A 26,166-nucleotide genomic window follows, 5' to 3' on the forward strand; every position below is an offset into this window, starting at 1 on the left:
TCTCCGACGATGACGATCGAACTCTCAGACCGCGTGAATGCGGTCCCGCCGTCGGGTATCAGGCGATTCTTCGAGATCGCCGAGGAGCGCGACGACGTCATCTCGCTCGGCGTCGGCGAACCCGACTTCTCGACGCCATGGGCGGCGAGAGACGCCGCCATCGCCTCCCTCGAGCAAGGAAAGACCTCCTACACGGCAAACCGGGGCAAGCGCGAACTCCGGGAGGCCATCGCCGACTACGCCGCCGATCGGTTCGACCTCGGCTACGACCCGGACGAGGAGATCATCGTCACGGCCGGCGCGAGCGAGGCCGTCGATCTGGCGTTTCGCGCGCTGGTCGATCCCGGCGATACGGTCGCGATCGCCCAGCCGTCGTACATCTCCTACGAGCCCGGCGTGGTCTTCGCCGGTGGCGAGGTCCTCCCCGTCCCGACGAGAGAGGAAGACGAGTTCCGACTGACGGTGGAGACACTCGAGGCTGCGGGTGCGAGCGAAGCCGACCTCCTCGTCCTCTGTTACCCCAACAACCCGACCGGCGCGATCATGCGCGAGAGCGACCTCGAGCCGGTCGCCGAATTCGCCCGCGAGCACGATCTGACTGTCCTCTCCGACGAAATCTACGCCGAACTCACCTACGAGGTCGACGGGTCGGACACCTCGTCCGGTGGAACGCATACCTCGATCGCGACGCTGCCGGGCATGCGCGAGCGAACGGTCGTCTTCAACGGCTTCTCGAAGGCCCACGCGATGACTGGCCTCCGACTGGGGTACGCACTCGCCCCCGCAGACGTCGTCGGCGCCATGAACCGGATCCACCAGTACACCATGCTCTCCGCGCCGACGACGGCCCAGTACGCCGCCCTCGAGGCGCTCGAGTCCTGCGACGACGAGGTCAAGAAGATGGTCGACCAGTACGACCGCAGGCGGCGGTTCGTCCTCTCGCGGTTCCGCGAGATCGGCATGGACGTCTTCGAGGCGAAAGGTGCGTTCTACTGTTTCCCCGAGGTTCCGGAAGGCTGGACCGCCGAGGAGTTCGCTGAAGCAATTCTCCGCGAGCAAGGCGTCGCCGTCGTTCCGGGTGACGTCTTCGGCGACGGTGGCGAGGGACACCTCCGAGTCTCGTACGCGACCGGCCTCGAAGAGCTTCGTGAGGCGTTGGGACGGATCGAGGCCTTCCTCGAGGAACGGGACTGACCGGCATCGCCTCTCCGACCGAAACAGGGTAAACAGGCGTCTCAGGGCTCGAGATCGACAGTTACGGTAGTCGCGATCCAGCCGTCGGTGTTGTCTCGTTCGGTGAAAACGTGCTTGCCGGGCCGGGTCTCGTGGCTGCTTACGATCGTCGTCGGTTCTTCCAGTTCTTCGTCGTCCTGATTCTCCCTGCGGGCGGGTACGTCCATCACGAGAGGTTAGGTGACCCTAAATCTAAAAAGGTTTTGGTGGGCCTAAGTTTCTGGGAGGTGGAACGTCTCCGCCGCGGTGAGGGACGGCGGGGGGATGCCGCCGGTCACGTGGCGAGAAACGCCAGTTACCGACCGCAAGTGCGGTAGTCCGTGACGTCCCCTATAGTAGCCACTGGAACGAATGACACACTGATCGCGGAGCCACCTTGCGATCAGGTGTACATTGACTTTCAGTGGCTACTATCGAACACGGCGAACGGCACCAAAAGCGCCAGCGGAACGCCGACGGCGACCGCAGCCGTTCCCCACGGAACGTCGGCGTCTCTGGAGAGACCACACGTGAGCAGGTACCACTGCCAGAGCAAGACCAGAAGCGAGACGACCTGCAGGATCGGCTCGAGCGAGGCCACCGCTCCCTCGATGACGCCGAGTTGGGCGTCGGGATCGGTGATCGTGACGTCCCGGAGGACGAACCAGAACCCGACGATAACTGCGCCGAGCCGGACGAATTCCGGAACCGCGGCCCAACCCGCGAGCGCGAATGATCCCGGGACCGAGGGATCTCCGCCAGCGAGGCGGCCGGCGGCGAACAGCACGATCCCGCTGAAAATCCACAGTATAAACGGCGAAATCAGCGCGTACGGGATGTACTCGTGGAACGTCTCCTGGGCCAGTGCACCCGCGTCGCGTTCGACCGTCGCCGGTTCGTCACAGTTGTCGGCGAGTGGCGATTCGTCGTCACCGTGTTGATCGCAGACCCACTCCGGCGGCCGGTCGGGGTTGTCCATCGTCACCGTCGCGTCGATCGATCCGGCGAATATCGTCCCGAGAAGCGAGAGGCCGATCACGAGAGCGATCGCGAGCGCGACGACGACACCCGCCGCGACCGCGAGCGTTTCGGCCGGTGGTCGTTCCTCGAAGAACGTCCCAGGCGAGAGCAGGAGCGTCCGAATCGAACGGGGGATGGAGGGCATCGTGACGACGAGTCGTCAAGTTGGCGCTAAAGACTTTCTAAATATATCAAGACAGAGTTATTCCTCCCACTGAGGTCGCGGAGAACCTGGTAATTCGTCTGTTCGTTCCACCAACTCATCTTCGGTTAGCCACGGGTAACACCGGTCCTGTAACTCGAACAATCTGAAATCGTTCAACTGGACCCAACTGTAGGAGGGAACCGCTAACTCATGATCGGTAAGCCACTCTGTGAGCTCACCGACAGTCACATCGATCCCAGCCGCAGTGGCTCGATCGACAAGTTTCGATAGCTCGAACTGCTTCGTTTCCTCGCCAGTACCAGTTGCGGTCTCGATTTGAGCCGCTGCAGCGAGTACGTCTTCCCTGTCTCGAAGATTCGATTCTGTGTCCCACCGGTAGCCTCGCGGCAGAACATACGCCTTCCTGAAATATTCCGTCTCCGAAAGTTTGCCCAGTTCGTTAATCTCGCCGCCTGCATCCTGCTCGATAACTGTCGTGATGTAGTCGGCGAGTGCCGCTGTCAGATGAAACTTGACGCGAAACTCGGGAAGTCGTGAGACATCGATATCGTCCAGATCACCGATCAGGAATGCATAGGTCCCGTAGCGGCGGTTGAGTCGGTCACTTACCGACCGCACCCGGCGGATATAGGGTGACCGATAACTTCCTAAGACGAGATACGCCGTCTGATCCCGTTCGTAGATGGCTGGGAGTTCGTCCTGTGCCCACGAGAGAATATCCCTCGCTTCTGTCGGTGTGAGATCAACGTTGCACAGAGCGCGACGGACAGCACCCATGATTTGTCCGGCGTTCGGCGGTACAGATGGAGTCGTCATATTTTGTTCGATAACTAGTACAGTGATACGTCTTCTGATTAACTTAGTTATTCAGGCTATGTACTCACTTAGTTGTCCCAAATCGTTAAATGCAGAGCTATGCTACAGTCCACTATGAGCCATACGGCGGACGATGTCTTCGACGATCCTTTCGCCGAGCAACGCGAAATGCGGGAGCTACTCTCCCAGGAGACTCGTCACCTAATCGTCCAGTGCCTGCTGGGCCATCCTCACCATCTCGCGTCGCTTGCCGAACTCACCTACATGATCCAGAAAAATGAAGGAGCGATTCTCGATCAACTCGAGACGCTCCAGGAAGCTGGTCTCGTGGACGTCTACGTCCACGAGCCGAACATATCCACACGTAATCTGCCGTCTCGGTTTTGGGGACCGACCGAACGTGGGGTCGAAGTACTGTACGAACACAACTTCCTTCGCGGTGTCCCGGTTGCCCGGGCAGTCTACGAAGAGACGAACAAATCAGAGAAGGTTCGCCGCCACGAAACGGCTCCACGACCGTCGCTTCCTGATGCCGTCCAAGAGGCGCTCCAATTCGAGGAACCAGTTCCCGAAGAGCTAGAATAGGCCCAACTCCGTCGTAGAGGCCGTCCCGCCGCTCCCGCCTTACCAACCGAGTGAACGTAGCTCAGACCCCAGCGACCGCTTCGTCGAGGAGGTTAATTGCCATATCTTCCTCTTCTCGACTTCATTCCGTTCCCAAGCACAGCCTAGCATCGCCGCTGTCGTCCACTTTCAATAGAGCAATCGATGGAACATGTCCATCCGATATGCTCTGGCCCGCACCGTCTCGAAAGCATACCCGCTGACTTTGTCTGGTTCTTCCCGAACGTGAGCAACCATTTGAGACAGTCTTCACGCTGGGAACGATAATCAGATAGCTGACGTTCATTGAGCAATTCCTCGCATGGTTCCGTGACAACCGATATACCGTCAAGATCGGTCATGAACTCTCCCTGAACCTTACGTCGAACGTAATAGCCGGGGCAGCAACATGAACCGCAAGACGGCGTCGGGATAACACGGGTTCGATTACGTGTTTGCTCTGTAGCATCGTATTCACCTCAGGTTAGCCACAGGCCAAAGCCGCAAGACGAGAAAGGGATTGGAGTGCTCCGACTGGGATTCGAACCCAGGTCATTGCCGTGAGAGGGCAATATGATTGGCCGGACTACACTATCGGAGCGCGTCTCGTGTGCATTCGTTCGTTACGCGGGTTTGTGTTTAAGGATTCCGTTTCGAATCGGGAGTGGGCAGTCGTGACACGGCCGCTGTCGGTCACTCGTCGAAGGGAGATTTCGTCGCTTCGGGTTCGAAGCCCTCGAGGCTGATGATGTTTTCGCGGCCGACGCGGAGTTTGCTGATGGTTCCCTCGTCTTCCATATCCGAGAGGAGCATGCTGACTTTCGACTTCGACCAACCGGTTTCCTCGACGATGTTGACCTGTTTCATCCGCCCACCGTTGTCTTGGATGAGGTTGACCACGCGGTCCTCGTCGCTGAGCAGTTCCGCTTCCGGGAAGTCGTCGGGCGGGTCGACTGGTTGGTCGCTTGAGGTTGGGGATTCGACCGGCGTGGCCGTCGACGAGACGGTCGCTTCGCGGTCGGCGTCCTCGGATCGGCGACGATACAGGACGACGCCGGCACCGGCTGCAAGCGAGACGACGAGTGCAACGACGAGGAGCTGCCAGGGCGGTCCGTCGTCGCTACCGTCGCCCATTCCGGAGACGGGGCCGCCACCGCCGGTGTTTCCGGTCTCGCTTTCTGGCTGTTCGAGGACGGCGCGTGGGTGGCCGTCGAGGAACTCTCGTTCGCCACTCCAGGTGACCGAGTCGGCGTTCTCGAGTGAGGCACCGACGTACTCCGGTTCGGGTTCGGCGGCCTGGAACGTTAGGTCGTCGTCGGCGACGACAACGATCGACTGATCGTCGGTGATGTAGAGATCCTGGAAGACGTCGCCGACGATGACGGTTCCGTTGTCAGTCGCCGCGAAGCCGTCCCAGAGGAACGACATCTCTACGACTCCCACCGGGTTGAGCTGTTCGTCGATACCGGCCGAGCGATTGAAGTTCGTCGCTTCCATCTCCCGGTCGGTCGCACTCGCTCCCGTTTCGGTCATCGCTTCGGCCTGATCCCGAAACCGTTCGTACAGCCCGAAATCGTCGCCGTCGGATTCGAACCCGTCGGCGAACTCGCGAAAGTTTTCGCGTGCGACCATTTCGTTCGTATCGTCGCTGCCGTCTAACCGTTGCTCGTGGCGGAACGTCCACGTCGCACTTCCGTTCTCGTGAACGACGATCTCGAACGTGGTGGTATCGAAATCTCGGGAGTCGACGTCGGACTGACTCGCCGTTGGTATGGACGCGGCTACCGCACCTTCCCCTGTCGTCGGATTCGTGCTGGCGGCGTAGTCGTGGACACCACCGGCCGCCGCCGATCCCGTGACACCGACCAGCGAGACGACGACGACGAGGACGACGAACCCGACGGAAACCGGCCGGCTCATTCATCTATCACTACGTGCCGGAGCTAAAAATCCTTGTGAATAGCTGTTCGTCACTCTGTGTCGTGATTGGTACCGGGACGTGTCGACACGCACAAACCGACCGCCTGCATACTGAGGCGTATGATCACGAACCTCGCGGCCGGCGTGCAGGCGTTTACGAGCAACGCCTTTCTCGTCGACGGCGATCGGACAGTCCTGGTCGACACTGGCGCGAATTTCGACGTCGTCGACGGGCTTCGAGCGAACACCGACGATCTCGAGGCGGTCGTCCTCACGCATACACATCCCGACCACGTCGGCAACCTCGAGACGGTCGTCGAGGCGTTCGACGTCGACGTCTGGGGATTCGATCCCTCGCAACCGGGCGTCGACCACGGGATCGAGGACGGCGAGACGGTCCAGTTGGGAGATCACGAGTACGTCGCAGTTCACACGCCGGGTCACAAAGACGACCACCTCTGTCTGTACTCGAGGGAGGCGGGCATCCTGTTTGCCGGCGATCTCGTCTTCCAGAACGGAGGTTTCGGCCGGACCGACCTCGAAGAAGGCGATCGCGAGACGCTCATCGAAAGCATCGACCGGCTGGCCGAGCGAATCGACGACGACTTCGCGGAGATGCACACCGGTCACGGCCCGAGCGTGTCGACCGACCCTGCAAAGCACGTCGAACTGGCGGGGCGGATGGCCCGGCAGATGTAGCCTGGAGTCGACTGGTTCCGTCGTTCGCCCCGGACACTTCCCTCTGTCCGAGCGCTTGAGGGGCTACCATCTCTCGACGACATGGACGTCGTCGGGGGCGAATCCGACCGTTACGGTGTCGTCGGGGACCTCCTCGAGTCGCAAGACAACGGGGATGTCGTTCCAGTTGCCGTGGGCGCGGACGCTTTCGCCCAGGAATTCAGTTGTCTCGACGTCGACGGTGAAGCGGTTCCGGTCGGCCTCCCGCGAGAGCGAATCGGGACGGACACAGAAGCTCACTCGTCGTGCGTCCTCGGAAACGCCCTCGAGTTCGAACGCTGTGTCGCCCACGTCGACTCGTGTTCGCCCCCGCTTACGGCCGGAAGGGAGAACCTCGGAGTCGCGAACCACCCCGTCGAGGACGTTGTTGTCGCCGACGAACTCGGCGACGAACCGCGTCGCCGGCTCCCGGTAGATCTCCTGTGGTCGGCCGACCTGCTCGAGTTCGCCGTCTCGCATCACGGCCAGTCGATCCGAGATGGCGAGTGCTTCTTCCTGATCGTGGGTGACGTAGACGGTCGTGATCGCCAGCTCGGACTGGATTCGTTTGAGCTGGAGGCGAAGCGACTCGCGCAGGCGGGCGTCGAGTGCGCTCATCGGTTCGTCGAGCAAGAGGAGGTCGGGCTCCGGTGCGAGCGCTCGAGCGAGCGCGACGCGCTGGCGCTGGCCGCCCGAGAGCTGATCGGGCGAGCGCTCGCCCATTCCCGACAGGTCGACGAGGTCGAGCAACTCGGAGACGCGTTCGTCGACGGTCGTCCCGGTCGGCGGATCGCGAAACTGGAGTCCGTAGCCGACGTTCTCGGCGACGGACATGTGCGGAAAGAGCGCGTAGCTCTGGAAGACGACGCCGACGTCGCGGCCCTCGGGCGGGATATCCGTTATCGGCTCGCCGTCGAACGAGACCGTCCCTTCGGTCGGCACCTCGAAGCCGGCGATCGTCCGGAGGGTGGTGGTCTTCCCACAGCCGGAGGGGCCGACCAGCGTGAAGAACTCGCCGTCGCGGACGGTCAGGTCGATCCCAGTGAGTGCGCTCGTCCCGCCCTCGGCCGAGCCGTACCGTTTCGAGACGCCCTCGAGACGGAGTTCGGTCACGGCTCGTACCTCCCGCCGACACGGTCGACGACGACGAAGCTGGCCGCGGTCACGACCAACAAGAGCGTCCCCATCGCGAGCGCGGGGCCGGATCTGCGTCCGAGATAGCGTTCGACGGCGACCGGCATGGTGTAGCTCTCGCTTCCGCCCGCCAAAATCACCGTCGAAGAGAACTCGCCGATCGAGATGGCGAACGCAAAGGCCGCGCCGGCGACGACACCGCTTGCGATCAGCGGCAGTTCGACGTCGACCAGCGCGCGGTAGCGCGAGGCCCCGAGCGCCCGGGCGGACTCGACCATCGCGCGGTCGAGACTCGAGAGCAACGGCGAGACGTTTCGCGTCACGAACGGGTAGGCCGCGACGGCGTGGGCGACGACGATGGCGACCGCGCCAGTCACCTGGAATCGCCACCCGCCGGGCAGCGGGATGCCGAAGACCAGTCCCTGCAGGAGGCCGATCCCGAAGACGATGCCGCTGACCGCAAGCGGGAGCATCGCGAGGGCGTCGACGACTGTCCCCGCGCGGCCGGCCCGCGCGGTCAGTACCGAGACGGTGACGCCCATCGGAACCGCGATCAGAAGCGTCGCGACGCCGAACAGAAGCGAGTTTCTGATCGCCGGAAGCGGGCGGGTCTGGAAGGTCGCTCCCTCGAGTTGGCGCTCGAGGAGAAAGGCGTAGTTCCGGAGGGTGAAGCCGCCGCCGTCGGTGACGCTCCCGACGACGAGACTCGCCACCGGCCCGACGAAGACGACCAGCGCGACGAGCCCGTAGGCGAGCACGCCGAGGCGTTTCGGTGTGAACGCCGTTCGGAGATCGGGAAACAGCGGCTCCACCGACCGCGACGCGCTCGTTCTGGCGAACCCGGACCGGGCGGACTCGTACCGGAGGTAGGCGTAGGTGAGCCCGAGCGAGAGGATCGTCTCGAGGATCGCGAGCGTGGCCGCCTCGGCGTAGTCCAGGCGCTGGACGCGGTCGTAGATCCAGACCTCCACGGTCGCAAGCTGGAGGCCGCCCAGCGCGAGCACGATTGGGAACGTCATGAACGTGAAGATGAACGTCAGCAACGCACCGGTGAGAACCGCGGGCGCGAGTTGCGGGACGACGACGTCGCGAAACGCACGGCGCTCGCTCGCGCCAAGACTCCGGGCCGTTTCGACGGCCCGACGATCGACGGACTCCCAGGCCGCGACGGTGATCCGGGCGACCAGTGGCGCGTTGTAGAAGGCGTGGGCGAGGATCACGATCGCGAGCGGGTTCGCCTCGACGAACGCGAACGGACCGATCCCAGCGAGACCGAAAATCGTGTTGAGCGTTCCCGCCCGCCCGAACATCGCGTAGAAGCCGACCGCGACCATGATCCCCGGCAGGACAAAGGGCAGGATCGTCAGCGAGCGAAGCGTTCGACGGCCGCGAAACTCGTAGTTCGCGAGGACGTACGCCGCGGGGAGGCCGAGGGCGACGCTCGCGACCGTCGAGAGCGCCGCCTGGTAGGCGGTGAAGCCGAACAGCCCCATCCGGACGCCCGGCGTCTCGAGGCCGAGCCACGGGATCGGAACGCCGACGCCTGGGACGGGATACTCGAGCGAGACCGAGATCGATACCCCGGCGAGCCAGCCCGCGAGCGCGCCGAGGTGCGTTCCGACCGTGAGGGGGTCCGCGATGACGTCCGCGAGGAACCCGAAGTAGAAGGGGTCGGTGAGGACGTCGGCGAAGTGATCGAGTGTCGGCGTTCCGTCGACGAGGACGGCCTCGACGAAGACGACCCCGACGGGCAGGTACAACATTACTGCGAGGACGCCCGTCGTGACGAGCGCGGTCAGCCACAGGGCTCGGCGCTCGAGCCAGCCTCGAACCGGCTCGAGTCGACGAAAGAGCAAAGTGAATCGACGTCGAGCCGGTTCGAGTCGGCGGGAAAGTATCTCGAACCAGCCTCGAACGCGGTCGGCGACGTCGGACCGTCCTGGGGGCGACACGGCTAGCGCCCGGTCAGTGCGTGGCGAACTCGCGGGCCCAGTCGTCGACCCACTCGTCGACGTTGCCCCGCAGGTCCTCGTAGCCAACGGTCACGGCCTCCGGCGGGACGTAGGCGTACTCGTCGAACTCCTCGTCCAAGTCGACGTACTCCTCTTCGACGGCCGGGAACTGGACGTTTCGTTCGGCGATTTCGGCTTGGGCGTCACTCGAGAGGACGAACTCGAAGAAGGCGTAGGCGAGGTCGGTGTCGCCGCCCTCGAAGACCGCCATCCCCTCCGGATTGGCGTACCCCTGGTCGTTCAGGAATCCAACCTGGTGGCGGGTGAGGTCGTTGCCCTCCGCAACGGCAAACACCTGGTCGGTCGAATAGGAGACGACCATCGGACGGTCCTCTTCCATGTACGCGCCGTAATACGACTCCGTCCAGTCGTCGAGAACCCGGACGCCGTTCTCGCGGAGGTCCGCCCAGTAGTCGAGGTAGCCGTCCTCGCCGAAGGCGTCGATCGTCCACAGCAAGAACGCCTGTCCGGGATCGGACGTCTGGGCGTTCTGGGCCAACAGGGCATCCTCGTAGGCGGGCTCGGTCAGATCCTCGAACGTCTGGGGCTCGTCGATCTCGCTTTCGTCGTAGACGAGGCTGATATAGCCCGTATCGTAGGCGAGGACGCGACCGTGGGGGTCACCCATGTCGAGGCCGTCGCGGATCCGGTCGGCCCGATCGATCTCGTCGGTGTCGAGGTCCCGAAAGAGTCCGCCGTCTTCGAGGTTGTCGTCGACCGTCACGAGGTCGTCGATGTTGAGACCGAAGTAGACGTCCGGCTCGATCTCGACGCCCTCGTCGGCGCGGTTGACGTAGTGGTTGATTCCCTGGTCGGGAAGCTGGACCCACTCGAGTTCGACCTCGGGATATGCGTCCTCGAACGCCTCCTTCAGCCACGGACCGGCCGGATTTTCCCCGTCGATCATCGACTCGTAGGTGACGACCTGGAGCGTCCCCGAGAGCTCGTCGTCCTCCCCGTCGGTCTCCGTTCCGTCGTCGGTATCGGTGCTGTCGTCTGTCGGGGATTCGTCCGAGTCGTCGACGTCGGATCCGGAGCCCGTCTCTCCGTTTTCGCCGTCCTGGGTCAGACAGCCTGCCAGTCCGAGCGTGATCCCACCACCGACGCTACCGAGAACCGTTCGTCGTCTCATTACTCGGTTGTTCCACTCAGTGTTCATAACGGCTGTGATCCGTTTGTTTCCCGGCGCATGGGCGGACGAAAACGACTCGAGCACGGAGGACAGACGAAACCGGTCCGTCGAGACGGAGTTCGTCCTGATCACCGCCCGACGGTCTCTCGAGCCGCCTCCAGGAGCGCGTCGTAGGCCTCGTCGTAGGCCCGGGCGATCCGTTCGGGTTCGCTTCGTCGGTCGCTTCCGAGCGCCGGCAGACCGACGCGCTCGAGCGGATCGAGATACTCGAGAACGTCGGGGACGCGTTTCTCGAGGCGGCCGTCGATCGCGCTGGAACTGGCGATCTCGCAGGCGCGACAGTAGCGGTCACCGCGGTAGATCCGTGCCCGGCCGGGTTCGACCGCCGCGACGGCGGCAACGGACGCCGGATCGAGCGCCTGGAGGGGCCGTGCGACGTCGCTGTAGGACTCGACGACGGCGATCTCTGCGGCGTCGATCTCCGTCGCCAGCCGTTCGAACTCGGGGACGTATGACTGCTTTGCGAGTTCGTCGAACTCCTCGACGGTCTCGATCGGAATCGCCTCCTCGAGGGGGAGCGCGTCGGCGACGGTCGCCGGAATATCGGCGGTGGCGTTTCGGACGAACGTCACGTCTCCGTCGGCGGGTCGACCGACCCTGTCGACGAGAAACTCACGGTCCGCCCGGCCGAACAGCCCGCTCCCGCCGGCGGGGTTCGGTTGCCACAGCCGATGGACCGGGTTGAGCGACTCGGGGTCCCGAGAGCGTCCCTCTGCGTCCGCGAGTCGCGTCGCGTCTTTGCCGTACAGTCGTCCATCGGCGAGCGCACGCTGACAGTCGTCGTGGTCGAACCAGAAGTCGTTGCCCGCGCGGGGCTTGTAGCCGGCGGCGCCGGTTCGCTCGAGCAAGCCGACCGAGAACGTCGTTTTCCCGGCGTCGACGCGGTCGGAACCGACGACCAGGACGATCATTCGTCTTCGTCGTTGCCCTCCCCATCGGCCGTCGTGGCCGCCGGTTTCAATCCGTAGTATCCCGGCTCGTCGTCGCTTCGCGGCTCGGCGACGACGAGATCGTCGGCGTTGACCATCACCCAGGGGATCGCCCAGTCGAGCAGGATATCCTCGGTCTGGCGGTCGATGTCGGCGTCGGTCTCGAGTCCCTGTAGCAAGCGAGCGATCTCGTAGACGGTGTACATCTGCTCGTCCTCGAGCAGCTCTTCCGGCGTGTAGAACTCACAGGGCGGTAACTGGTCGAACTCGGATTTCGGAACTGGCATACGCCGAGCTATCGGTTTCGAGCGCCTAAATCGTTCGTTTCCTTGCGTGGCGGACGGACGACGGGGCGTTAGCCAGCTGGCGTGTGGCCGTCCGGCGACTCCGACGTCCCCACCGAGATGGTCGGTTAGATCAACGGCCCGTCCTCGAGGGCTCGGTCGACCATCTCGATCGGATGTGCTGGTCGCTCGTATCCCTCGAAATCGCCGATCTGGGTCCGACAGGAGACTCCCGGTGCGACCACCGATGGCGCGTCGCGAGTGACCGACCCGCCGTCGACCCGCGCGGGAGCCCGGTCGGCCGCCGCGGCCGACGCCGTCCCGATGCGGTCAGGGTCAGACTCCGTCGCCGTGCCCGCCAGCCCCTCGAGTTGCTCGCGAAGCAGCGAACCGATCGCTTGCGAGAGCTCGTAGTGGTCGGCCTCGTAGCCGAAACTCCCGGCCATGCCACAGCAACTGGCGTCGACGGGGTCGACGTCGTATCCGACCCGGCCCAGGACGCCGACGGGGTGGTGATCCGTCCCGCGGGCCTTCTGATGGCAGTGGCCGTGATAGGCGACTCCGTCGGATCGGGGGCCGCTGTCGATGGCGAACGAGAGTCTCTCTTCGAGGCGGTGTCGATCGACGTACTCGCAGACGTCGTAGGCGTTCGTCGCGAGTCGCTCGAGGCGCTCCTCGTCGACCGTCCCGGAGAGCAACGAACGGTACTCGTCCACGATCATCGACGCGTCCGAGGGCTCGACGAAGACCACGGACCAGCCGCGCTCGAGGAACGGCTCCAGGTCCGAAAGCAGCGCCTCCCCGCGCGCTCGGGCCTCCTCGAGCATCCCCTGGGAGTAGGCGGCCCGACCCGTGGGGCCGAGGTCGGGAATCCGAACGGACACCCCTGCCGCCTCGAGGACGCGAACGGCCGCCTTCCCCGGCTCCGGATTCGAGTAGTTCGTGTAGGTATCGGGGTAGAGGACGACGCCACGCGTCGCCTCGCCGGTGGCGACCCCGGGGCCACGTCCCTCGAACCACGAAACCAGGCTCTCGCGGCGAAACGTCGGCAGTGTCCGATCGGCAGCGATTCCGACCGTTCGCTCGAGGGCGATTCTGGCACCCGGAAGCGCCGACGCGCGGTTCGCGATCGGGGCGAACGCACTCCCGAGGGCGGCGACCCTGTCGACGTTCGCGAACAGTCGCTTTCGCAGATCGATTCCCGTTCGTTCGTTGTACTGGTGGGCCACCTCGGCTTTGAGCTTCGTGAGGTCGACGCCGGTTGGACAGTCGCTCTGACAGCCCTTACAGCCGATACAGCGTTCGAGGACCTCCTCCTGGAATCGTTGGTCGTACAGCTCCTCGGGATCGATTTCGCCGCTGATCGCCGCCCGGAGGAGGTTGGCTCGCCCGCGGGTCGTCGCGATCTCCTCGTCGGTCGCACGGTAGGTCGGGCACATCACGTCGTCGTCGGTCTGGCGGCAGGTGCCACAGCCGTTACAGAGTTCGACGAGGTGGGAGAAGCCGCCATCCTCATCGAAATCGAGGGTGGTCCGCGGCTCGAGCGAGGCGTAGCCGGGGCCGTATCGGAGGTTTTCGCGGATATCGGTCGGAGTTTCCTCCCGGTAGACGACCGTTCCCGGGTTCATCCGCCACTCCGGATCGAACGCCGACTTCACGGTCTTGAACGCCGCCCAGAGCTCTGGGCCGTAGAGTTTGGGATTGAACTCCGTCCGCGCGAGGCCGTCGCCGTGTTCGCCCGAGAACGAACCGCCGTGTTCGAGCGCCAGGTTGGTGACGTCATCGGCGATCGATCGCATCTTCTCGACGCCCTCGCCCTCCTTTAAGTTCAGGATCGGCCGGATGTGGAGCGTCCCCGCGCCGGCGTGGGCGAAGTAGGCGGCGGTCGTGTCGTGGTCCGCGAGGATCTCACGAAAGCCGTCGACGTAGGTGGCGAGTTCCTCGGGTGGTACCGACGCGTCCTCCACGAACGGGTACGGCTTCGGATCGCCTTCCATCCCCATCAGAAGCGGGATGGCGGCCTTTCTGAGCTTCCAGAGTCGCTCCTGTTCCGTCGAGGATCGTGCCTCGAGCAGTCCGAAGGCGTCTCCGTCAGCGACGAGCCGGGTGCGTGCTCTCTCCAGCGCATCGTCGAAGTCGTCGAACAGTTCCGAGTCGAACTCGAGCATTAGCGCCGCCTCGGTGTCGTCGGGAACCGGATCGGCGTACTCGGCGTACTCCGCCGACTCCGAAGCGAGTCGGAACACCTCGTCGTCCATCAGTTCGACCGCGCTGGCCTCGAGGTCGAGCGCCGCGGGGACGGCCGACAGCGCCTCGAGTAAGTCGTCGTACCAACAGAGCGCGAGGACGGTCTCCTCGGGTCGTGTCACCAGCGAGAGCGTCGCCTCGGTGACGACTCCGAGCGTTCCCTCCGAGCCGACGATCAGCTTCGAGAGGTTGATCACCCGCTCGCCGTCGTCGGTCGTCCGGATCACCTTCTGGAGATTGTAGCCGCTGACACTGCGTTCGAGGGTTGGATACCGTTTCTCGATCTCCGCTTCGTGCTCGTCGAGGAGGCTGTGGACCGTCCGGTAGAGCGCCGCCTCGCGGTCGTCCCTCTCGAGGATGCGGCCCCACTCGTCGCTGCCGATACCGACGTCGCGGGTGCGAATTACCGAGCCGTCGGCCAGGACGACCTCGCACTCGTCGACGTAGGCGTCCGTGATCCCGTACCGGACCGAGTGTGCGCCCGTCGAGTTGTTGCCGATTCCGCCGCCGATCGTCGCGCGGTTCGAGGAGGCGGGATCGGGTGCGAACTTGAGTCCGTCCGGTGCCAGCGCGGCGTCGAGGTCGTCCTGGACGACCCCCGGCTGGACGACGGCACGTTTCGCCTCCGGATCGATCTCGAGAATATCGTCGAAATGTCTGGAGAGGTCGAGGACGACGCAGCCGGGACCGACCGTCTGTCCGGCCAGCGACGACCCCGCGCCTCGAGGGAGAATCGGTACGCCGTGGTCGGCTGCGACACGGACGGCGGCACGAACGTCGTCAACGTCGACGGGGAAGACGACGCCTGCCGGCTGTGCACCGTAGATGCTGCCGTCCGTCGCGTAGAGCACTCGGGTGTACTCGTCAAATCGGACGTCACCGCGACACGCTGTCTCGAGATCCGCGGCCAGTCCTGTGCCGGCGTCGTCGGACGTTCGGCCCCGATTCCGCTCGAGTCGGTCGGTCTCGATCGTTTCATCGCCCTCGACAGCCATATCACGCCCTCTCATCGTCCCCGACAATAAATCATGTGAGTGGGTAACGGGTGGCAAAAGCGTGTGGATTAATCCCGATATCCTGTGTTAGTTCCACGCCGTGTACGGGTCGTCGGTGTGGCAGTCGCTTTCCGACTGGTTCGAGAAAAATCGAGATCGACGAAGTCGTCGCTTACTCGAAGTGGTCGACGCACTTCCCGTACTCGTCGGCGACCGAGTCCCAGTTGACGACATCGAAGAAGTTGTCGATGAAGCTGCCGCGGTCCGGGCCATAGTCGTGGTAGTACGAGTGCTCCCAGACGTCGAGTGCGAGAATCGGGTGTGCGCCCCACAGCGCGCCCTGATCGTGCTTGTCGACCGCCAGGTTACGCAGCTGTTTCGCGACCGGGTCGTAGACGAGCAGGGCCCAGCCGCCGGCAGCGCCGGCAGCGGCCTCGAACTCGCCCTTCCAGGCGTCGTAAGAGCCGAAATCCTCCGCGATGCGGTCGGCGAGTTCGCCCTCCGGCTCGCCGCCGCCGTCGGGGGACATGTTCTCCCAGAACAGCGTGTGGAGATAGTGTCCACAGCCGTTGTGGGTGACACCGCCCATCGCTCCGGGCGAAGAGCCGAACTCGCCGGATTCGCGGTTCTCCTCGAGGGTCTCCTCGGCGGAGTTGAGACCGTTAACGTAGCCCTGGTGGTGGGTATCGTGATGCCAGGTCACGACCTGCTCCGAGATCGACGGTTCGAGCGCATCGTAATCGTACGGTAGTGGTGGAAGTTCGTGGTCAGTCATTGGTAAACACCTGTTCGTTGTAATGCTATCTCTCCTGTTAAGTGTTGAGGAGTGAAACGATACCATACCCCACAATTACGTCGTGGGGAGTCGACTCCGTCAGAACCCACCACGAACGTCAAGTTAAACCTTTCAACCCGATCCGGTCCGCACATGCGTGTTTCGACGGCTCTCGTCATCTCATACGATCTGTTGTCGGTCAGCACCGCCGCACCGGGGGCCCGTTCTCCGCGTGCGGCGGTAGAGAGGTACGTCAACCAGTATCAGGCGAACTCCTTGTGGTAGGCGTGCTCGAGCCACTCCTCGAGCGTCGGCTGGGTCCAGTATCTGACCGTTTCGCTGCGGCGGTCGTACTCGAGAACCCCCGAATCCTCGAGTTTCGGCACGTGAACGTGTTGGAGTTCCGTTCGGATCTCCAGTTTCTGTCGATCGATCTCGGAAACTAACTCACTCCCCTCCTCCCGGTTCTCGAAGGCGACAACGTTGTCCGTCACCTCCTCGAGCGTCGCGACGCCGTCGGGGCGGTCGTACAGAAAGTACAGCACGTATCGACGACGGTGATTCGACAGGAGGTCGAAAACGACGTCGAGCGACGGAGTCGTATCAGTTGATAGTTGTGTCGACTCCCGTTCGGCTTCACGCATTCACGGACCACCTACCATAAGTTACCATTCGAAACCACCAACACCCCGTTCACCAGCCGCCACATTAGATGTTACGTCTACCGGAACGAGTACCTGTGTTATATAATACACTTACTGGGCCGGGTAGAAATGCGGTGGAGCTGGTTCGACGGGCGGGGCTACTCGTAGAGCCAACCGGCGTCGTGTTGATCGTAGTCGATCAGTTCGTCGTCGTCGAAGTGGATCGAGATCTCGCGTTCGTTTGCGCCCTCGTCCTCGTGGTCGGCGGCGTGAACGACGTTCCGACCGAGATCGAGCGCGTAGTCGCCCCGGATCGTTCCGGGTTCGGCCTCGAGCGGATCGGTCTCGCCGATCATCTGGCGGACCTGACGGGTCGCGTCCTGGCCCTCCCAGACCATCGGGACGACCGGGCCGGAGGTGATGAAGTCGACGAGGTCGTCGTAAAACGGCTTGTCCTCGTGCTCGCCGTAGTGTTCTTCGGCTCGTTCGCGGGGCATGTTCTCGACTTTGATGGCGACGAGTTTGAGCCCGCGCTCCTCGAGCCGAGAGATCACTTCGCCCACGAGCCCGCGTGCGAACGCGTCGGGTTTGACCATCACGAACGTGCGTTCGTGGTCGCTCATTGGTCGTCTTCCTCGTCGTCGCGCTCGGCGGTTTCCGCCTCGTCCGATTCGGCGTTCGCTGGCGCGTCGTCGTCTTCGACGTCTTCACCGTCGGCGGATTCGGTGTCGTCCTCGTCGACGGCTTCGACGACGTCCTCCTGGTCTGGTTCCTCCTCGACGTCCGCGTCCGTCTCGACGGGGCCTTTCCCGGCGCGACCTTCCGCGGTCCACTCGAGATCGCGCGGTTCGCGACCGAGCTTGTAGTTTTTCTCGGCCTTCGAGTCGACGAAGTGGAGCACGGTTCCGTCGTTGCGGACGTACATGATGCCCGTGCCGGGCTCGATCTCTTCGCCCGTATAGTCGCACGTGCGTTTCTCGACCATTGGTTACTGACCTCCGATGGAGTCCGCCTCGCGGGCGGTCTCGCGAAGCTGGAGTACGTCCCCTTCGCGGACCGGCCCGAGACAGTTTCGGGTGATGATTCGTCCCTGGTTCTCGCCCTCCTGAATGCGGCACTTGACCTGCATGGCCTCGCCGTGCATTCCGGTTTTGCCGACGATCTCGATGACCTCGGCGGGCGTGGATCCGGTTTCTTCCTCTTCAGCACTCATCTTCGGTCACCTCAGTCGAGATCCTCGACCTTGTCGGCGATGTCCTCGACGTCACCGTCGGCCTCGCCGGCGTCGACGATCGCTGCGGCGGCCGAGCCGACCTCGAGGCCGGCGGCGTGGCCGACGTCGTCCTGGGTCTCGACGAAGACGACCGGAATGCCCTTCTCGTCTGCAAGTTCGGGAAGGTGCATGACGATCTCTTCGGGAGAGACGTCCTCGGCGACGTAGACGAGATCGGCGTTGCCGCGCTCGATCGCTTTCGTCGTTTCGTTGGTTCCTTTCTTTACGCGTCCGGTGTCTCGTGCGACCTCGAGCGCCTCGAGGGCGTCGTCGGCGAGGTCGGCTGGAATTTCAGTGGTTACGTAGACTGCCATTGGTTGTTCACCTCTCCTACACGTGGGCTCGCGCTCCCCTGCCGTCCGGGACGCTGGGCATCCCGTGCCGACACGATAGCCGGCGGAAGTCCTGTAAGGCTAGGAGCATCATCAACCCCGCGTAGGGTGTAGTACGGAGTAGCGCTGCCCCCCTTAAAAGCGTGTTCAAACTATCGGAGCCGTGCGATTCCTCCCCACGGTAGCGCTCGTCTCCACTATCTCTAACGAGCAACTACTCGGAGACACACGTTTCCCGTCGTCGCGTTCAGCGAAAGGCCAGTCAGTGCCGTCCGCCGGTTTCCGCCAGTCCGGCAGTATCTTACCGTCGAACGACCAAACCGGGGATACCGATGGAGAACGTCGCCTCGGTCGCCGGTTCGCTGTTCGACGAAGCGCAGCGAACGAACGAGCGGCGAGCGCTCGTGCTCGCGGGCGACCGCGAACGGGGACACGACGCCCTCGAGTCGGCCCTCGAGGCGCTCCCGATCCCGATCACGGACACGACGCTGGTCGGTTCCGAGGATCGACTGCGCTGTGAGTGCGTTTCCCAGTCGAGAGCGGGCGAACTGCTCGGGACGACCCGAACCGCGGTCGCGCTGGACACCCACGGCGGTCTCCGACCGAACGCGCTCGGGAGCGTTCTCGGCGCAATCGACGGCGGCGGCCTGTTCATCCTGCTGGTCCCGTCACTCGAGGACTGGCCCGATCGTCGCGGCGGGTTCGACGAGTCGCTTGCAGTCCCGCCGTTCTCGTTGTCCGAGGTCACGGGTCGATTTCGACGGCGACTCGTCGACACCCTCCGGGCCCACCGCGGTATCGCCGTCGTCGACCTCACGAGCGGCCGACTCGAGGCCGACGGGTTGACGCATCCGGCCCCGCGCTGGTATCCGGCGACCGACGGCGAGCAGTCGTCGGATTCGCGCCACCAACGGTTGTCGCCCGACCAGCATCTATTCCCGCCCGAAACGTACGACGCGTGCCTGACCGACGACCAGGCCGAGGCGGTCGCCGCGTTCGAATCCCTCGCGGGTGAAAGCGAGAGCGAGGGCGATCGGGAGTGTGAGAACGGGTATGGGAGCGGGAAGCGGGCGCTCGTCCTCCAGGCCGACCGTGGTCGCGGGAAGTCGAGCGCCGCCGGGCTGGCTGCGGGCGCACTCGCCGCCGCCGGGGCCGACGTTCTCGTCACGGCACCCGATCGACGAAACGCTCGAGAGGTGTTCGACCGTGCCGGCGAACTCTGTAACCGCCTCGAGGCCGCGACGATCGTCGAGTCAGAGCTCCTCGAGACGGTCGACGGCGGTCGCGTTCGGTTTCTCGAGCCCGCGGCCGCCGTCGGCGAGAGCACCCCGACGGACGAAGACGGCTCAGGGATCGACGGACGGGGTGAAACACCGGACGTCGTGATCGTCGACGAGGCGGCCGCGTTTCCGGTTTCCCGGCTCGAGGCGTTCCTCGAAGCGGATCGGATCGCGTTCGCGACGACGACCCACGGCTACGAGGGGGCGGGCCGAGGGTTCTCGGTGCGCTTTCGCGACCGACTCGCCGACAGCGACCACGAGGTCGTCGATCGAACGCTCGTCGAGCCGATCCGCTACGCCGCGGGTGATCCACTCGAGGTTTGGGGCTTTCGGGCGCTGTTGCTCGACGCGCGACCGCCGGTGGCTCCCCTCGTCGCGGACGCACAGCCGGAAACCGTCGAGTACTGCCGTCTCGAGCCCGACGAGTTGCTCGCCGACGAGTCGCTCCTCCGGGAGGCGTTTGGCCTGCTCGTCCTCGCCCACTACCGGACCGAACCCAACGACCTCGCGCGGCTGCTCGACGCTCCAAACCTCGAGACTCGGGCGTTGGTCCACGACGGACACGTCGCCAGCGTTGCCCTGCTCGCACGCGAAGGTGGACTCTCGGCGGAGACGCGAGAAACGATGTACGAAGGCGGACGCGTACGCGGGAACATGCTTCCGGACGTGCTCACGAGCCAGCTTCGAGACGAGGAGGCGGGACGCCCTCGTGGGATCAGGATCGTCCGGATCGCCACACACCATGACGCGCGTGGGCGAGGACTCGGTTCGCAACTCCTCGAGTGCGTCGAGGCGGAGTTCGCAGGCCGTGGAGGGACCGCCGACGAGGACGACTCCGTCGACTGGCTCGGAACCGGGTTCGGCGCGACGCCCGGCCTCCTCTCGTTTTGGCGCGAGAACGGGTATCGGACGGTCCACGTCTCGGGCACTCGAAACGACGCCAGCGGGAAACACTCGGCGCTCATGCTTCGACCAGCAAGCGACGGGGGTCGGGCGCTTCACGATCGGCACGCGAGGTGGTTCGCCCGCCGGATTTCGGCCCTCTCGACCGACGCCCTCGCCGATCTCGAGCCGGACACCGTCCGCGAACTCCTGGGCAGCGTCGACGAGCGCGCCGCGCCGGCGCTCGAACTCTCCGACCACGAGTGGCGGATCGTCGCCGGTGCGGCCTACGGCCCCGGCCTGTTCGACGTCGATCCGGGCCCATTTCGCGCGCTCGCGGTCAGATATCTGGTGGAGACTCCCGACTCCGTCGCACTCGAGGATCGCCAGGAACGCCTGCTCGTGTTGCGAGTTCTCCAGGGCCGAGCGTGGCCGGCCGTCGCCGACCGTCTCGAGTATCACTCGACGAGACAGTGCATGCGGGCACTCGGCGAGACGTTCCGCCCGCTGGTCGATCGATACGGTTCCGAGGCGGCGCGTTCGGTACGCGAGCGCTTTCTCGAGGAGTGAGATCGACTGGCGCAGGTCTGGTTCGCACGGCGACGTGACGGTTCGGGTCGGTGCGTACGGCGACGTGAGTTACGGTAGTCGACACCCGACCGAGCCGGTGCTGTGGTGGCCACAGTTTCAACCACGTCGAGGATGTATCGCCCTGCATGGAGTTCGACGTCGTCCAGGGAGACATCGCAGCACAGTCCGCCGACGCGCTCGTCAACGCCGCGGGAACCAGCCTGCGGATGGGGTCGGGCGTCGCCGGCGCACTCCGCCGGGAGGCGGGCGAGGAACTCAATCAGGAGGCGATGGACGAGGGACCCGTCGACCTCGGTGACGTCGTGGTCACGGACGCCTACGATCTCGACGCCGAGTACGTCATTCACGCGGCCGCAATGGCCCACTACGGAGACCGGCAGGCGACCGCGGAGAGCGTCCGGGATTCGACGCGGAACGCACTCGAGACGGCCGACGAACTGGGCTGTCGCTCGCTCGTCTTGCCGGCGCTTGGCTGTGGGGTCGCCGGCTTCGACCTCGCCGATGGCGCGGCGATCATCGGCGATGTGATCGACGGCTACGAGCCGGAGACGCTAGAGGGGGTTCGATTTATCGCTTACAGCGACGAGGAGTACGACGCGATTCGTGTGGCGACGGGGACGACGGAATCGGAGCTGAGCGAAGGGAGCGAAGCGGATCAGTGAGGGGGCCGCCGCAGTGACCTAAACGGGAAAATATCGACGGTCTTAGCCGGAAACCTTCGGTCGATTTCGGGGACGTGCCGCGAGGAAGACGACGCCGCTGGCGACGATTGCGGGCATAGCGTTCACGTGTTGTTCGATCGATAACATACTCCGTTCGACACGTCCCGAGTGCAGTCCTGTCAGAACGCGTCGACGTGTGAGAAGAACAGACGCTCAGGAAAGCGAGAGCCCGCGAATCTCGACGGACTCGCCCGCTTCGACGCGACCGATGATCTCGCCGCCCGTCTCGTCGACGAACGCCCCGGCCCGGTCTTCGGGGAGTGCAACGACGAAGCCGGTCCCCATGTTGAACGTGCGGTGCATCTCCTCGTCGGTGACGTTGCCTTCCGTCTGGACGAACTCGAAGATCGGCTGGGCGGGGTGTGGATCGTCGATCACGTAGCGGCGCTCGCCCATCCGGAGGAGGTTGGTCCAGCCGCCACCCGTGACGTGGGCCGCCGCCCGGACGCCGTGGTCGCCCATTGGCTCGAGCAAGTCGGTGTAGATCCGCGTCGGACGGAGCAGTTCCTCGCCGATCGTCCGGCTCTCGTCGTGGGGGAACGGGTCGGTGTACTCGTAATTGCGGGTGACGGCCTCGCGAGCGAGCGTGAGCCCGTTCGAGTGGATGCCACTCGAGGGAACGCCGACGAGGACGTCGCCGACGGCGGCCTCGCCCTCGAGTACCGCGTCTTTTTCGGCGAGACCGACGCAGGTTCCCGCGAGGTCGAACCCTTTTACGACCTCCGGCATGACGGCCGTCTCGCCCCCGAGCATCGTCAGGTCGGCCGTCTCGAGGCCGACGGCCAACCCTTCGCCGATCTGGTTGGTGAGTTCCTCGTCGGGATCGTCGATCGCGAGATAGTCGACGAACGCGACGGGCCTAACGCCCGCCGCCACGAGATCGTTGACGTTCATCGCGATGCAGTCGATGCCGATCGTCGAGTAGTCCTCGATCGCCTCGGCGACGAGGAGTTTCGTGCCGACGCCGTCGGTCGCAAGCGCCAGATACCGGTCGCCGATGTCGACCAAGCCGGCGTACTCGGTTCGCAGGTCGCTCCCAAAGGCCTCGAGCAACGCGGCGGTCGCGTCCTCGCTCGCCTCGATGTCGACGCCGGTCTCGGCGTACGTGAGTCCCTCGCCCCCCTCCTCGGGGTCGTCGTCGGCTGTCTCGGTCATGTGCGAACGACCGCGTGGGTCGTCCAAAAGATCACCGGTCCGCCGATGTGGGGGGTGTGGGGCGAACCTTCATACTACAGGCGACCCAACAGTTGGGTATGAACTGCAGGGTTGTCGTCGAAGCTGCTGTGCCGGTGTTCGACGTGGAGACGGAAGACGAGGCGATCCGAATCGCCATCTCGAAGACGGGCGAGATGCTGAACCCTGACTTAAACTACGTCGAGATCGATATGGGCGAACGGACGTCCCCATCGGGAGAGGAGCTTCCACCCGCGTTTATCGCAGCCGACGAGGCGCTGGTCGCTCTCGAGCTCGAGATGACCGTCTTCAACGTCGAGCGCGAGGAACACGCCTCGCGCATCGCCAGAAAGGAGATCGGTCAACGCCTCGAGAACATCCCACTCGAGGTTACGGAAATCGAGACGATCGAAGACGAGGAGTCGACCGACGACGAAGAACCCGAGACCGACGACGACGAGTCGAAGGCGAACGACGACGAGTCGGAGTCGGACGAAATCCTCCCCGAGTTCGAGGATCTCGTCGAGTAATCGCTCGTTTCCGACGGACGATGTCCGTGAGCGTTCCGTGACGACTCGGCTCCGTCGTGGCGAGACTCCGTAGTGTTTCCTCTCTGGGGGACAGAGACACTGTCGTCCGAGATTCCAGCGAGACGAGAGAGACGGTCTCACCAGTCGGTGGGTAGTGTACCCGAGAATACGACGCGAGATTCAGTCAGCGGTTGCGGCGACGACTTCCTGTTCGTCCTCGCGCATGTTGGTCGTGATGCCACCGGCGAGCGCAAAGACGGCTGCTTTGTGGTCCGTTTTCGATTTGTGGATCGATGTCGGTCGAATACCGCGCGATTCGTACTCCTCGAGGTCGATCTGACAGTCATTCCACTCTGCACACTGGTTCGATACCTCCGCGAGAAGTCCGTGAAGGTGAATGAGCTCCTGCTTCTTCATAACCATCCACTCCTACCCACTGCAGGGTTATATTATTATCTTGAGTCGCGTTACCATGCATCTTATGCTGTGCCTTCGTGACTGTCGAGATCGCAAACCAATTCGAACCGATAACTGACTGGGCGAAACCGTCGTCTAAGACGCTGTTGGGCATCCCCGAATTCGGGAAACACCTGGTTTACCCGTCGATTTCCCTCGGCGTAGCCCACTGCGAACGGGAACAGCGAATTCGAAAACCCGTCGGTTACGTTCCGGCTACCCGAGTTGTTTCAACGTCTGAAGGTCTCGATCGGTTCGCATAAACTCCGCCGTTCGACGCGACGCGTGACAGTTCGGACAGTGAAACATCTCGGTCGAGGCCGGAAGCTCCCCCGGCGTGACCTGCCAATCTTTCCCACATTCTGGACACAACAGTCGAACGGTCGTTTCGTCCATGGTATGTGATTACACACCGCCCGTGAAAAACCTTGTCGACCCGGATGCTGTCTCGACATTGGACAGGTATTTTCAACGAAGTTAGCAGATAGATCGATCAGTCGGCGGGCTAATTTTCACGCTTTGGCGCTGGAGAGTGCCGTACGTTCAATATACTCGGTTGTGAAATCCGATCACCCACCAGATGGCCGACAAGTATATTCGAGTGGGTGACGTTAGGGTCTGTGGCGGGGACGGGCGCACAGTCGTTGCCACAACTGCGTCCAGTGCCGTCGGCGACGGCGGATCGATAACGGTCAACTGCCGATGGGACTCGCCCGTAATCCCGGTTCCTCGCCACCCGGACGAATCCGATCTCGAGAGGGGGATGGGGGCTTTCCCCTTTCGATATTCGGCGCATCGACCCGAGAGGGCGGTCGACTCGAGCGGACGAAACTTACTGTTGCCCGTATTCTTCTGGGTGATGGTCGCTAATACACATCTGCAGCACCTGCCGAATATAAAAATCCTTCTCGGAGGGGTTCTCCTCCGCTAATGCGTTTTCGAGGTGTTCTTTACACTGATCACTGAGCGGCCTCATGTTGTCCCATCACATGATTGGGCACTAAAAAATCTATCAATTCTGATGGACATGGTCGTCGAATATTAGGATTACCCATCATCTCTCCCGGTCAGCAACGATTCGGAATGATCGTTCCGACCGAGCATGGCACCCACGTCGATCGGACACATCCCGTAGCGGACTCTCTCGCTCAACGTGGTGTTCGGTCGAATCACCTGCTCGAGAGAGTCACATCCGAGTTCGTCGGCCGCGGTGTTACTCACCAACAGCGTCTTCGACGATCTCGATTTCCTCGTCGGTCAGCCCGTACAACTCGTAGACGATCTCATCGATTAGGTCGTCGGTCTTCTCGATTTTCTCCTCGAGTTCCTCGGCTCGAGCCTTCGTTTCGAGGTAGCTCTCGAGGCCGTCTTTGACGTCGTCGACGGCGGGGAGGGTGAGCTTCCGCAGGCGATCCACGAGCGAGTTGGTCTTGGTGGCGGTTTCCCGGAAGTTCGCGAAGCCGCCGGCTTCCTCGACGGCGACGGGGACGAACGCTTCGATCAGGTCGGCTTCGGTCTCGGTGAGATCCGAAATCCGGAGTGCGGGTTCGAACTCGGTTTCGGTGTACCCCCAGCGGTCGGTCTCGAACTCGTCTTCGTTTTCGGGTTTGTAGCGCGCGGTGAGTCTGATCTCGAGACTCGAGTCGGACTCGCGGACGACCTCGACGGAGCCGATGCGGAGGTTCTCGCGGTCCTCGGTGGTGTCAGTGAGGATGGAGTCGGCTGCATTTTCTGGTGGTTGGCTGAATCCTATCTTAGAAATAGCCACCTCGTTAGAGAAAGTCCCCAAGTGATCGAGAAGGGAAAGATTAAGCGAACTTCTGTCTTTTCGAAGTTTCATTATCTCTCTGACTAAATCTTCTAGGTCCGCCACTAAGTTATTATTATCTGACAAAGCGTTGTGAATCGGTATCTTTCGGATATCGTCTGGATATATACTGGAATAGCTTCCTTGGAGTGTTCCAGTTGCGAGAAATTGGGAGAAGTAATATGTGATGAGATTCGAGTTGAATATACCAACTATCGCTCTTACATCAAATGATTCTGTGTCATCTAATGGCTCGAAGCTTTTCGGAGACTGTTTGCCTAAGATTTCCTCGCTCCAACGGACGACATTCGTAACATTGTCGTTATTGTAATATCCTGTCTTATCGAAACAGGCCTCAATCCTATTATCTGCACCACTATCCGTCTTTAGCTAAGCGAGAAACCACGTGACAGCGGCGACTTATCGAGGCATCTTTTTGAGAGGAATGAGGAGG

General features: G+C 63.2%; 25 protein-coding genes, 1 tRNA gene and 1 pseudogene. 6 read left to right on the forward strand and 21 right to left on the reverse strand.

Translation table 11 applies throughout. The features are described 5' to 3' along the window. The first annotated feature begins 9 nt into the window (after positions 1–9). A complete protein-coding gene (locus FYC77_RS11610) occupies positions 10–1,194 on the forward strand; it encodes a pyridoxal phosphate-dependent aminotransferase (protein ID WP_149081668.1) in 1,185 nt (394 codons plus the stop codon). Between the two features lie 41 nt (positions 1,195–1,235). Here FYC77_RS11610 and FYC77_RS20455 read toward each other — a convergent pair whose 3' ends face one another. The 3 genes from FYC77_RS20455 to FYC77_RS11620 all read right to left on the reverse strand — a co-directional run bounded on the left by FYC77_RS20455 (position 1,236) and on the right by FYC77_RS11620 (position 3,175). Then, on the reverse strand, positions 1,236–1,400 hold the full coding sequence (locus tag FYC77_RS20455; protein WP_202911818.1) for a hypothetical protein: 165 nt from the start codon (positions 1,398–1,400) through the stop codon (positions 1,236–1,238). A 233-nt stretch (positions 1,401–1,633) separates the two neighbouring features. Then, a complete protein-coding gene (locus tag FYC77_RS11615; RefSeq protein ID WP_149081669.1) occupies positions 1,634–2,377 on the reverse strand; it encodes a Yip1 family protein in 744 nt (247 codons plus the stop codon). A gap of 57 nt (positions 2,378–2,434) precedes the next feature. After that, the gene (locus FYC77_RS11620; RefSeq protein ID WP_149081696.1) at positions 2,435–3,175 is read right to left on the reverse strand and encodes a hypothetical protein; all 741 of its coding nucleotides are present in this window, start codon (positions 3,173–3,175) and stop codon (positions 2,435–2,437) included. A 153-nt stretch (positions 3,176–3,328) separates the two neighbouring features. On the opposite strand from FYC77_RS11620, the gene FYC77_RS11625 reads away from it, so the two are divergent. Further along, positions 3,329–3,799: an ArsR family transcriptional regulator gene (locus FYC77_RS11625; RefSeq protein WP_149081670.1), complete on the forward strand. Its 471-nt coding sequence runs from the start codon at positions 3,329–3,331 to the stop codon at positions 3,797–3,799. A gap of 544 nt (positions 3,800–4,343) precedes the next feature. Here the strand turns inward: FYC77_RS11625 and FYC77_RS11635 are convergent. Further along, positions 4,344–4,418 (reverse strand) — tRNA-Glu (locus FYC77_RS11635). 92 nt (positions 4,419–4,510) lie between these two features. Then, positions 4,511–5,737: a helix-turn-helix transcriptional regulator gene (locus FYC77_RS11640; RefSeq protein ID WP_149081671.1), complete on the reverse strand. Its 1,227-nt coding sequence runs from the start codon at positions 5,735–5,737 to the stop codon at positions 4,511–4,513. Positions 5,738–5,857: 120 nt separating this feature from the next. Here FYC77_RS11640 and FYC77_RS11645 point away from each other — a divergent pair, with 120 nt between their 5' ends. Further along, positions 5,858–6,436, forward strand: coding sequence for an MBL fold metallo-hydrolase (locus tag FYC77_RS11645; protein ID WP_149081672.1), 579 nt, complete (start codon positions 5,858–5,860; stop codon positions 6,434–6,436). Between the two features lie 63 nt (positions 6,437–6,499). Here the strand turns inward: FYC77_RS11645 and FYC77_RS11650 are convergent, their stop codons facing one another. The 12 genes from FYC77_RS11650 to rpl7ae form a co-directional block, all read right to left on the reverse strand. Further along, positions 6,500–7,567, reverse strand: coding sequence for an ABC transporter ATP-binding protein (locus FYC77_RS11650; RefSeq protein ID WP_149081673.1), 1,068 nt, complete (start codon positions 7,565–7,567; stop codon positions 6,500–6,502). Further along, entirely contained in the window at positions 7,564–9,444 is a 1,881-nt protein-coding gene (locus tag FYC77_RS11655; RefSeq protein ID WP_149081674.1) for an ABC transporter permease, read from the reverse strand. The genes FYC77_RS11650 and FYC77_RS11655 overlap by 4 nt, the downstream gene beginning before the upstream one ends. A 109-nt stretch (positions 9,445–9,553) precedes the next feature. Next, positions 9,554–10,732, reverse strand: coding sequence for a thiamine ABC transporter substrate-binding protein (locus FYC77_RS11660; protein WP_149081675.1), 1,179 nt, complete (start codon positions 10,730–10,732; stop codon positions 9,554–9,556). Positions 10,733–10,860: 128 nt separating this feature from the next. Beyond that, on the reverse strand, positions 10,861–11,703 hold the full coding sequence (locus tag FYC77_RS11665; RefSeq protein WP_149081676.1) for an ATPase: 843 nt from the start codon (positions 11,701–11,703) through the stop codon (positions 10,861–10,863). Next, on the reverse strand, positions 11,700–12,008 hold the full coding sequence (locus tag FYC77_RS11670) for a DUF5827 family protein (RefSeq protein WP_149081677.1): 309 nt from the start codon (positions 12,006–12,008) through the stop codon (positions 11,700–11,702). The genes FYC77_RS11665 and FYC77_RS11670 overlap by 4 nt, the downstream gene beginning before the upstream one ends. 125 nt (positions 12,009–12,133) lie before the next feature. Further along, positions 12,134–15,247 (reverse strand): FAD-binding and (Fe-S)-binding domain-containing protein, encoded by a 3,114-nt coding sequence (locus tag FYC77_RS11675; protein WP_149081678.1) that lies wholly within the window; start codon positions 15,245–15,247, stop codon positions 12,134–12,136. A gap of 172 nt (positions 15,248–15,419) precedes the next feature. Continuing rightward, on the reverse strand, positions 15,420–16,022 hold the full coding sequence (sod, locus tag FYC77_RS11680) for a superoxide dismutase (RefSeq protein WP_149081679.1): 603 nt from the start codon (positions 16,020–16,022) through the stop codon (positions 15,420–15,422). 263 nt (positions 16,023–16,285) lie between these two features. Next, a complete protein-coding gene (locus FYC77_RS11685; RefSeq protein WP_149081680.1) occupies positions 16,286–16,666 on the reverse strand; it encodes a DUF7344 domain-containing protein in 381 nt (126 codons plus the stop codon). 158 nt (positions 16,667–16,824) lie between these two features. After that, the gene (gene ndk / locus FYC77_RS11690; protein ID WP_149081681.1) at positions 16,825–17,289 is read right to left on the reverse strand and encodes a nucleoside-diphosphate kinase; all 465 of its coding nucleotides are present in this window, start codon (positions 17,287–17,289) and stop codon (positions 16,825–16,827) included. Then, on the reverse strand, positions 17,286–17,651 hold the full coding sequence (locus FYC77_RS11695; protein WP_149081682.1) for a 50S ribosomal protein L24e: 366 nt from the start codon (positions 17,649–17,651) through the stop codon (positions 17,286–17,288). Before FYC77_RS11695 ends, ndk begins: the two co-directional genes overlap by 4 nt. 3 nt (positions 17,652–17,654) lie before the next feature. Then, positions 17,655–17,879, reverse strand: coding sequence for a 30S ribosomal protein S28e (locus FYC77_RS11700; protein WP_008894573.1), 225 nt, complete (start codon positions 17,877–17,879; stop codon positions 17,655–17,657). 11 nt (positions 17,880–17,890) lie between these two features. Then, positions 17,891–18,253, reverse strand: a complete 363-nt coding sequence (gene rpl7ae / locus FYC77_RS11705) for a 50S ribosomal protein L7Ae (protein ID WP_149081683.1) — start codon at positions 18,251–18,253, stop codon at positions 17,891–17,893. A gap of 350 nt (positions 18,254–18,603) precedes the next feature. On the opposite strand from rpl7ae, the gene tmcA reads away from it, so the two are divergent. Then, positions 18,604–21,003, forward strand: coding sequence for a tRNA(Met) cytidine acetyltransferase TmcA (tmcA, locus tag FYC77_RS11715; protein ID WP_149081685.1), 2,400 nt, complete (start codon positions 18,604–18,606; stop codon positions 21,001–21,003). Between the two features lie 146 nt (positions 21,004–21,149). Then, positions 21,150–21,686 carry a macro domain-containing protein gene (locus tag FYC77_RS11720; protein ID WP_149081686.1) on the forward strand — a complete coding sequence of 179 codons (537 nt, stop codon included), beginning with the start codon at positions 21,150–21,152 and terminating at the stop codon, positions 21,684–21,686. A gap of 213 nt (positions 21,687–21,899) precedes the next feature. Here the strand turns inward: FYC77_RS11720 and purM are convergent, their stop codons facing one another. Continuing rightward, positions 21,900–22,901: a phosphoribosylformylglycinamidine cyclo-ligase gene (purM, locus tag FYC77_RS11725; protein ID WP_149081687.1), complete on the reverse strand. Its 1,002-nt coding sequence runs from the start codon at positions 22,899–22,901 to the stop codon at positions 21,900–21,902. A 98-nt stretch (positions 22,902–22,999) separates the two neighbouring features. Here purM and FYC77_RS11730 point away from each other — a divergent pair, with 98 nt between their 5' ends. Further along, entirely contained in the window at positions 23,000–23,449 is a 450-nt protein-coding gene (locus FYC77_RS11730) for a DUF555 domain-containing protein (protein ID WP_149081688.1), read from the forward strand. Between the two features lie 180 nt (positions 23,450–23,629). Here FYC77_RS11730 and FYC77_RS11735 read toward each other — a convergent pair whose 3' ends face one another. The 3 genes and pseudogenes from FYC77_RS11735 to FYC77_RS11745 form a co-directional block, all read right to left on the reverse strand. Next, the gene (locus FYC77_RS11735; RefSeq protein WP_149081689.1) at positions 23,630–23,866 is read right to left on the reverse strand and encodes a UPF0058 family protein; all 237 of its coding nucleotides are present in this window, start codon (positions 23,864–23,866) and stop codon (positions 23,630–23,632) included. A 255-nt stretch (positions 23,867–24,121) separates the two neighbouring features. Then, positions 24,122–24,301, reverse strand: coding sequence for a DUF7836 family putative zinc-binding protein (locus FYC77_RS20705; protein WP_149081690.1), 180 nt, complete (start codon positions 24,299–24,301; stop codon positions 24,122–24,124). A gap of 817 nt (positions 24,302–25,118) precedes the next feature. Beyond that, positions 25,119–25,751 (reverse strand): annotated as a pseudogene (locus FYC77_RS11745) (Eco57I restriction-modification methylase domain-containing protein); the annotation flags it as partial. Positions 25,752–26,166 lie beyond the last annotated feature (415 nt).

It is taken from the genome of Natrialba swarupiae (assembly GCF_008245225.1).
GTDB classification, from domain to species: domain Archaea; phylum Halobacteriota; class Halobacteria; order Halobacteriales; family Natrialbaceae; genus Natrarchaeobius; species Natrarchaeobius swarupiae.

Excerpts from the sequence above, each read along its gene's own strand:
- FYC77_RS11610 (WP_149081668.1), top strand. The coding sequence starts at position 10 with ATGACGATCGAACTCTCAGACCGCGTGAATGCGGTCCCGCCGTCGGGT.
- FYC77_RS20455 (WP_202911818.1), bottom strand. The coding sequence starts at position 1,400 with ATGGACGTACCCGCCCGCAGGGAGAATCAGGACGACGAAGAACTGGAA.
- FYC77_RS11615 (WP_149081669.1), bottom strand. The coding sequence starts at position 2,377 with ATGCCCTCCATCCCCCGTTCGATTCGGACGCTCCTGCTCTCGCCTGGG.
- FYC77_RS11620 (WP_149081696.1), bottom strand. The coding sequence starts at position 3,175 with ATGGGTGCTGTCCGTCGCGCTCTGTGCAACGTTGATCTCACACCGACA.
- FYC77_RS11625 (WP_149081670.1), top strand. The coding sequence starts at position 3,329 with ATGAGCCATACGGCGGACGATGTCTTCGACGATCCTTTCGCCGAGCAA.
- FYC77_RS11640 (WP_149081671.1), bottom strand. The coding sequence starts at position 5,737 with ATGAGCCGGCCGGTTTCCGTCGGGTTCGTCGTCCTCGTCGTCGTCGTC.
- FYC77_RS11645 (WP_149081672.1), top strand. The coding sequence starts at position 5,858 with ATGATCACGAACCTCGCGGCCGGCGTGCAGGCGTTTACGAGCAACGCC.
- FYC77_RS11660 (WP_149081675.1), bottom strand. The coding sequence starts at position 10,732 with ATGAGACGACGAACGGTTCTCGGTAGCGTCGGTGGTGGGATCACGCTC.
- FYC77_RS11665 (WP_149081676.1), bottom strand. The coding sequence starts at position 11,703 with ATGATCGTCCTGGTCGTCGGTTCCGACCGCGTCGACGCCGGGAAAACG.
- FYC77_RS11670 (WP_149081677.1), bottom strand. The coding sequence starts at position 12,008 with ATGCCAGTTCCGAAATCCGAGTTCGACCAGTTACCGCCCTGTGAGTTC.
- FYC77_RS11675 (WP_149081678.1), bottom strand. The coding sequence starts at position 15,247 with ATGGCTGTCGAGGGCGATGAAACGATCGAGACCGACCGACTCGAGCGG.
- sod (WP_149081679.1), bottom strand. The coding sequence starts at position 16,022 with ATGACTGACCACGAACTTCCACCACTACCGTACGATTACGATGCGCTC.
- FYC77_RS11685 (WP_149081680.1), bottom strand. The coding sequence starts at position 16,666 with ATGCGTGAAGCCGAACGGGAGTCGACACAACTATCAACTGATACGACT.
- ndk (WP_149081681.1), bottom strand. The coding sequence starts at position 17,289 with ATGAGCGACCACGAACGCACGTTCGTGATGGTCAAACCCGACGCGTTC.
- FYC77_RS11695 (WP_149081682.1), bottom strand. The coding sequence starts at position 17,651 with ATGGTCGAGAAACGCACGTGCGACTATACGGGCGAAGAGATCGAGCCC.
- FYC77_RS11700 (WP_008894573.1), bottom strand. The coding sequence starts at position 17,879 with ATGAGTGCTGAAGAGGAAGAAACCGGATCCACGCCCGCCGAGGTCATC.
- rpl7ae (WP_149081683.1), bottom strand. The coding sequence starts at position 18,253 with ATGGCAGTCTACGTAACCACTGAAATTCCAGCCGACCTCGCCGACGAC.
- tmcA (WP_149081685.1), top strand. The coding sequence starts at position 18,604 with ATGGAGAACGTCGCCTCGGTCGCCGGTTCGCTGTTCGACGAAGCGCAG.
- FYC77_RS11720 (WP_149081686.1), top strand. The coding sequence starts at position 21,150 with ATGGAGTTCGACGTCGTCCAGGGAGACATCGCAGCACAGTCCGCCGAC.
- purM (WP_149081687.1), bottom strand. The coding sequence starts at position 22,901 with ATGACCGAGACAGCCGACGACGACCCCGAGGAGGGGGGCGAGGGACTC.
- FYC77_RS11730 (WP_149081688.1), top strand. The coding sequence starts at position 23,000 with ATGAACTGCAGGGTTGTCGTCGAAGCTGCTGTGCCGGTGTTCGACGTG.
- FYC77_RS11735 (WP_149081689.1), bottom strand. The coding sequence starts at position 23,866 with ATGAAGAAGCAGGAGCTCATTCACCTTCACGGACTTCTCGCGGAGGTA.
- FYC77_RS20705 (WP_149081690.1), bottom strand. The coding sequence starts at position 24,301 with ATGGACGAAACGACCGTTCGACTGTTGTGTCCAGAATGTGGGAAAGAT.